8 protein-coding genes are annotated in these 6,001 nt (G+C 72.0%); 3 read left to right on the plus strand and 5 right to left on the minus strand.

All coding sequences use genetic code 11. The annotated features are described in order from the left end of the window. Nucleotides 1–14: 14 nt before the first annotated feature. Genes EPD83_RS09370 through EPD83_RS09385 form a run of 4 tightly spaced genes read right to left on the minus strand, consistent with a single transcriptional unit; the run spans nucleotide 15 to nucleotide 3,705 of the window. Nucleotides 15–794 (minus strand): SDR family NAD(P)-dependent oxidoreductase, encoded by a 780-nt coding sequence (locus EPD83_RS09370; RefSeq protein WP_128365261.1) that lies wholly within the window; start codon nucleotides 792–794, stop codon nucleotides 15–17. 51 nt (nucleotides 795–845) lie between these two features. Beyond that, nucleotides 846–2,114, minus strand: coding sequence for a TRAP transporter large permease (locus EPD83_RS09375; RefSeq protein WP_128365262.1), 1,269 nt, complete (start codon nucleotides 2,112–2,114; stop codon nucleotides 846–848). Then, the gene (locus EPD83_RS09380; protein WP_128365263.1) at nucleotides 2,111–2,683 is read right to left on the minus strand and encodes a TRAP transporter small permease; all 573 of its coding nucleotides are present in this window, start codon (nucleotides 2,681–2,683) and stop codon (nucleotides 2,111–2,113) included. The genes EPD83_RS09375 and EPD83_RS09380 overlap by 4 nt, the downstream gene beginning before the upstream one ends. A gap of 2 nt (nucleotides 2,684–2,685) precedes the next feature. Next, nucleotides 2,686–3,705 carry a DctP family TRAP transporter solute-binding subunit gene (locus EPD83_RS09385; protein WP_128365264.1) on the minus strand — a complete coding sequence of 340 codons (1,020 nt, stop codon included), beginning with the start codon at nucleotides 3,703–3,705 and terminating at the stop codon, nucleotides 2,686–2,688. A 154-nt stretch (nucleotides 3,706–3,859) separates the two neighbouring features. Here EPD83_RS09385 and EPD83_RS09390 point away from each other — a divergent pair, with 154 nt between their 5' ends. Together EPD83_RS09390 and EPD83_RS09395 are read left to right on the plus strand one after the other, a co-directional pair. Beyond that, the gene (locus EPD83_RS09390) at nucleotides 3,860–4,579 is read left to right on the plus strand and encodes a GntR family transcriptional regulator (RefSeq protein WP_235950447.1); all 720 of its coding nucleotides are present in this window, start codon (nucleotides 3,860–3,862) and stop codon (nucleotides 4,577–4,579) included. Between the two features lie 178 nt (nucleotides 4,580–4,757). After that, a complete protein-coding gene (locus EPD83_RS09395) occupies nucleotides 4,758–5,132 on the plus strand; it encodes a hypothetical protein (RefSeq protein ID WP_128365266.1) in 375 nt (124 codons plus the stop codon). On the opposite strand, the gene EPD83_RS09400 is transcribed toward EPD83_RS09395, so the two are convergent. Next, complete coding sequence (locus EPD83_RS09400; protein WP_235950728.1) at nucleotides 5,044–5,589, minus strand: MarR family winged helix-turn-helix transcriptional regulator; 546 nt, start codon at nucleotides 5,587–5,589, stop codon at nucleotides 5,044–5,046. The two genes, EPD83_RS09395 and EPD83_RS09400, sit on opposite strands and share 89 nt — an antisense overlap. 73 nt (nucleotides 5,590–5,662) lie before the next feature. On the opposite strand from EPD83_RS09400, the gene EPD83_RS09405 reads away from it, so the two are divergent. Continuing rightward, entirely contained in the window at nucleotides 5,663–5,848 is a 186-nt protein-coding gene (locus EPD83_RS09405) for a hypothetical protein (protein WP_128365267.1), read from the plus strand. Nucleotides 5,849–6,001: the final 153 nt, after the last annotated feature.

The raw sequence follows: 6,001 nt of genomic DNA on the forward strand, positions 1-6,001 counted from the left end.
GGCCTCCTGCCCGCTCATGCGATGTAGGAGCCGCCGTTGATGTTGTGCGTGCCCCCCGTGATGTAGGCGGCGTCCGCACTGCTGAGGAAGACGACGAGCGCGGCGATGTCCCCGGCGGTCGCCTGTCGCCGCAGGGGCACCGTGGCGGAGAGCCGGGCCTCGTCCTCCTCGTTGGTCGCCCCGGCGCGGATGTCGGTGTCGACGATCCCCGGGGACACGGCGTTGACGGTGATGCCGTGCTCGGCCATCTCCCGCGCCAACGACCGGGTCAGGCCCAGGACCCCCGCCTTGGCGGCCGAGTAGGGGGTCTTGGAGAAAACCCCTCCCCCCATCTGGGCGGACACCGAGGACATGTTGACGATGCGCCCGTACCCCCCGTCGATCATGGCGGGCAGCGCTTCCCGGCACATGAGGAAGGTGCCGGTGAGGTTGATGTCGAGCACGCGGTGCCAGAGCTCGGCGCTGACCTCGAGGAACGGCACGGGACTGGGGACGCCCGCGATGTTCGCGAGGGCACCCAGCGGGGGCAGGTCGGACTGCCGGAGCGACCCCATGGCCTCTCGGACCGAGGACTCGTCGGTCACGTCCACGCGGTGGGCGAGGGTGGGCACACCGTGGTCCGTTCCGATCTGGTCCATCGCGGCGGTGACCGCGTCGGTGTCGAGGTCCAGCCCGGCGACGGCCCAGCCCTCCTCCGCGAAGCGCTTGGCCGTGGCGTAGCCGATGCCTCGGCGGGACCCGACTCCGGTGACGACGGCGGTCCGGGGGCCGACGTCCGTCTGGTAAGCGGACATGGTTCTCCTCAAAAGGGGTCGACGAGGCGCCCTGACGGCACCCGTGCCCGGTCAGGGCGTGATGGTGATGGCGGGGACGTAGGAGACGAGGAGGAGCGTCGCGAGGCCGGCGACGTAGAAGGGCACGAGGGCCTTGGCGACGTTCTCGATCTTCTCCTTGGCGATGGCCGTGGAGATGTAGAGCGTGGTGCCGACGGGCGGGGTGAACAGCCCGAGGGCGAGGTTGAGCGTCATGATGATGCCGAGCTGCAGCAGCCCCAGCCCGACCGCGTCCGCGAGGGGGATGAAGACCGGAGCGAGCAGGAGGATGGCGGCCGGCATGTCGAGGAACATGCCGACGACGATCATCACGACGTTCATGAAGAGGACGACCCCGAAGAGGCCGATCCCGGCCGAGGCGAACCAGGTCGCGAGCTGGGCCGGGAGCTGGCTCACGGTGAGCAGCCAGGCCAGCGCGGTCGAGGTCATGATCAGCCACATGACCACGCCCGTGGCCATCGCCGTCGAGGTCAGGATGCGCAGGAGCTGCGGCAGCCCGAGGTCCCGGTAGACCAGGACGCGCAGCAGGAGCGCGTAGACCGCCGCGACGACCGACACCTCGGTCACGGTCGCGACACCCCCGACGAGGGCGACGATCACGAGGACCGGCATGAGGATCGCCGGCAGGGCCAGGCCCACCTGCTTCACGAGGCGAGCACCGTCGAAGGGTTGACGGTGCCGGGGGTAGCCGTTGCGCTTCGCCACCCACCAGCAGATCGCGAGCTGGCTCACGCCGACGAGGACGCCCGGGACGATACCCGCGATGAACAGCCCGGCGACCGACACGTTGGCGACGGAGGCGTACACGATCATCGGGATGGACGGCGGGACGATGACCCCGATGGTCGAGCTGGCCGCGTTGACGGCGGCCGCGAACCGTGCGGGGTAGCCCTCGCGGGTCTGCCAGGGGATGAGGACGGAGCCGATGCCCGAGGCGTCCGCGACCGCGGAGCCGGAGACCCCGCCGAAGGCCATGGACGTGACGACCGAGGCCTGGCCCAGGCCGCCGTTGAAGCGCCCGACGACGGCTGCGGCGAGGTCGACGAGCTGTCTGCCCAGCTTCCCCGACGCGAGCAGGTCACCGGCGAGGATGAAGAAGGGGACGGCCAGGAGCAGGAAGCTCTGGGTCGACGCGAACGTGCGCTCGACGACGATCCCGATCGGGACCGGGCTCGCCAGCAGGACCGCCGCGCTCGAGGAGATGAGCAGGCTGTAGGCGACGGGGACCTCGAGCAGGACGAGGACGAAGAAGACGACGAAGGCGATGACGACGGCGGTCATGCCGCGACCTCCACTCCGGGGTCGTCCTCGGCGAACAGCCCGGCGGGCTTGGGCAGGCCGAGCACGGTGGCGAGGAGCCGCCCGAGCGCGTTGAGGGCGAGGGCGACGAGGGCGAGGGGGTAGGAGAGGTAGGAGTACATCGCGGGCCATCCCAGGATCGGGGTCCTCTGCCCGGCGTAGCTGCCGGCGAGGACCTGGGCCTGGTACGCCGTGTACGCGAGGGTCACCGCGATGACGGTCCATCCGAGGACGCGGACGACACGCTGGGCCGGCGTCGGCATGCGCTCGACGAAGTAGTCCACCGCGAGGTGCCCGCCCACCGCCGCAGCGGCGACGATCCCCGCGCAGACCAGCCACGGGAAGAGGTAGGTGGGCAGCTCGGTGGCGAACGGCAGGCTCGATCCCGAGACGTAGCGCAGGACCACCGAGACGAGCAACGTCGACCCGATGACGACGAGGCACAGGACGGCCACCGCTCCGGCGCCCAGGGCCAGCGTCCGGTCCAGGACCCCGATCCCCCTGGCGGCGTGCGACGAACGGCCGGCCGCGGCCGGTGTGGAGCCGCCCATCGTCAGCCGTCGCTCCCGGCCGCGTCCTGCAGAGCCTTCACCAGGTCCGGGAACTGCTGGCCGTACTTGTCGTACACACCCTTGGTCGCCTCACGGAACGCCTCCTTGTCCGGTTCCGTGACGGTCATGGAGTTGGCCAGCTCCTGGCGCAGCTGGGCGTTCTGCTCGTCGTTCATCGTCCGCTGGGCGTCGCGAGCGTCCTCGGCGGCCTGGAGGACCACCTGCTGGTCGGCGTCGCTGAGCTTCTCCCACTCGCCGAGGTTCATGACGAACGGGGTGGCCTCGTACTTGTGCCCGGTGAGCGCCAGGTACTTCTGGACCTCGTCGAGCTTGGCGGAGGCGATGTTCGTCAGGGGGTTCTCCTGACCGTCGACCGTGCCCTGCCGCAACGCGAGGTAGAGCTCACCGAAGGCCAGCGGCGTCGGGTTGGCACCGAGGGCCGAGAAGATGTCGACCGTCATCGGGTCCTCCGGCGTCCGGATCTTCAGCCCCTCGACGTCCGCCGGCGAGTTGATGGGACGCGCGTTGTTCGTGATGTCACGGATCCCGTTGTCCCACCACGCGAGGACCTTGAAGCCCTTCTTCTCCGCCTCGGCGGCCAGCTGGTCACCGACCTCGCCGTCGAGCACCTCGTAGGCCTGCCCGGGCTCGTCGAAGAGGAACGGCAGACCGATGAGCCCGACCTGCGGGACGTCCGCGCTCAGCGGCCCTTGCGAGTTGGCGGAGAAGGCCAGTGTCCCGGTCTTGACGGACTGGAGCATCTGCGCGTCGGAACCCAGCTGCTCCGACCCCTGCACCTGGACCGTCAGTCGGCCGGCACTCCCTTCGGACACGGCCTTCGCGAACTGATCCGCGGCGATGGTCCGGGGATTGCCGGGCGCCGCGCCGTGCCCCAGGATCCACGAGCGGGACTCGTCGGCGCCGGTCGAGCCGGAGCCGGAGCCGCACGCGCCGAGGGCCAGGGCTGCGATCGCGCCGACCCCTCCGGTGATGAGTCCACGCCGGGTGGTGTCGAGCGTCATTGCTCCTCCAAGTTCAGTCGTCGTCGGCCGCCGCACCTGAGCGGTGGGAGCAGTATGCTCATGCGCGGACCATAATTGTCAACAGTCAGCAGTTGGATGTCTACAGACAGTCACTCAGCCTGCCGGCCGGACGTCGTCGTGCGATAGTGGCGGCGTGGCCGAGCCCGAGACCTCCAGTTCGATGGCCCCTCTCGCACGGACGACCCTGCGCGAGGAGGCGCTGAAGAGTCTGCGGACGGCGATCACCGGGGGTGTCATCCCCCCCGGCGGTCGACTGGTCGAGACCGAGCTCAGCGCGGCCCTCGGGGTCAGCCGCGGCACCCTGCGAGAGGCACTGCGCTCACTCCAGCAGGAAGGCCTCGTGACCTCCCACCACGGGAGGCTGACGGTGCGGCGCGTGTCTGCGACCGAGGTCCGCGAGATCTTCTCCGTCCGCGCCGCGCTCGAGGCGCTCGCCACGCGCGAGCTGTGCTCGCGGCCGGACCGTCAGGAGCTCGTGGGTCGTCTCGAGACCTTCCTCACCGCGATGGAGGACACCCGAGGGAACCTGGCGGACCAGGCGGAGGCCGACCTCGCGTTCCACCACGAGCTGTGCCGCCTCACGGGCAACGACACCCTCGTGCACGCGTGGGAGTTCCTCTCGGGCCACGTCCGCGTGACGATCATGCACGCGGGCCCCGAGCGGGCCCTGCACAACATGAACGTCGACCGGCACCGTCCGCTCCTCGACGCCCTGCTCGAGGGCGACGCCGGGGCGGCCGCCGGCTTCGTCGAGCGCCACATGGCGGAGGCGGTGGAACGGCTGACCCGGACGGAGGACCCTCCCGAGGACACGGTGCCCCCCTCGGCCGGACGCTCCGCCGCGGGTTCCTGACCCGGATGGGCCTGGTCAGCGTGACGACGTGGACCTACGGGAGGGACCTCGTCGAGACCCGCGGCGGCGCGGGCGCGACCGCCTCCGCGCTGCCCTGGGTCGTCCTCGGCGCGGCCGGAGCGCTCGCGGCCTTCGGTGGGGACCTCTCCCGGCGGCTCGGCGCCGCCCGCTCCTGGGGGTGCTCCTGCTGTGCCTGGCGGGCGGTACCGTGGCGCTGGCGCTCCGGCCGGGCGGGGTGCCGGCCTTCGTCGCCGCCGCGGTCTTCGGCGCGTCCTACGTCGCGCTCACCGGGCTCGTGCTCGTCGGCGCGACCCGGGTGTGGCCGGACGAGGTGGCCGCCGGCGTCGGCGCCGGGTTCCTCGCCATCGCGGTCGGGCAGGCGGTGGGCGCGCCGCTCGCCGGGGTCCTCAGCGGACGCTGGGGCCTGGACGTCGCGTTCGCGGCCGTCGTGGTCGTCGGGGCCCTCACCGCGCTGCTCCGGTTCCCCGACCCGGGCGTCCGGTCGTGGGCGGACCGGGCCGGTCCCCCGGGTGGCGGTCCGCGGCCTCGATGAGGCGCACGAGCCGCGACCGGGTCTCCTCCAGCTCGGCGATGTCCAGGCCGAGCCGGTCGATGATCGCCGGGGGGATGCGTTCCGCGCGTCGCCGGAGCCTGCGCCCCTCGGGGGTCAACCGCACGGCCAGCGCCCGGTCGTCGCGGGCGTCCCGCTCGCGCACGACGAGCCCGGACGCCTCCAGCCGCTTGAGGATCGGGGACAGCGTGGGCGGCTCGAGGCCGATCCGTCGGGCGATCTCGGAGACCCGGAGGGGCGACTCCTCCCAGAGGGCCAGCATCACGAGGTACTGCGGATGGGTGATCCCCATCGGCTCCAGCAGCGGCCGGTAGAGCGCGATGACGTTGCGGCTCGCCACGGCGAGCGCGAAGCACACCTGACGGTCCAGCGCGAGCAGGTCGGCGGGCGGCTCCCCGCCGGCCCCTCCCCGGGTCCCCGGGCTGTGCGTGTCGGCCACGAATTCATCCTACGTGTCCGCGCGGGTAGGTTCGTCCACGAACCATGAGGGCACGAAGTACCTGGAGGACGACATGGACCGGACGTCGCGGCGGGCGCTGCCGCTGGGCTACCGCATCGGCTGGCGGTTCCGCTACGCGGCGGTGAGCGTGTTCGGTCCCGCGCAGCTCGGGTCGGACGACCCGCAGCTGCGGCTGCGCCGGGAGCGGGAGCGACGGCTCGAGCAGGTCCGCCGGGACCGCGGGTCGACGACGCCCTGAGCCGGGCACCGGCCGGGGCCGTGGCGCGGGCCGGGCGGCCCGGCTTCCGGTCCCGTCGCCGATGTGGTCCCATGTGCGCGTGGACCCCGTTCCCGTGTCCCGGGAGGACCCCGCCCTGCGGCTCGACACCGCGCAGGGCCGGTGGGTCGTCCT

The organism is Phycicoccus flavus, from assembly GCF_004025965.2.
In the GTDB taxonomy this organism is placed as follows: domain Bacteria; phylum Actinomycetota; class Actinomycetes; order Actinomycetales; family Dermatophilaceae; genus Phycicoccus; species Phycicoccus flavus.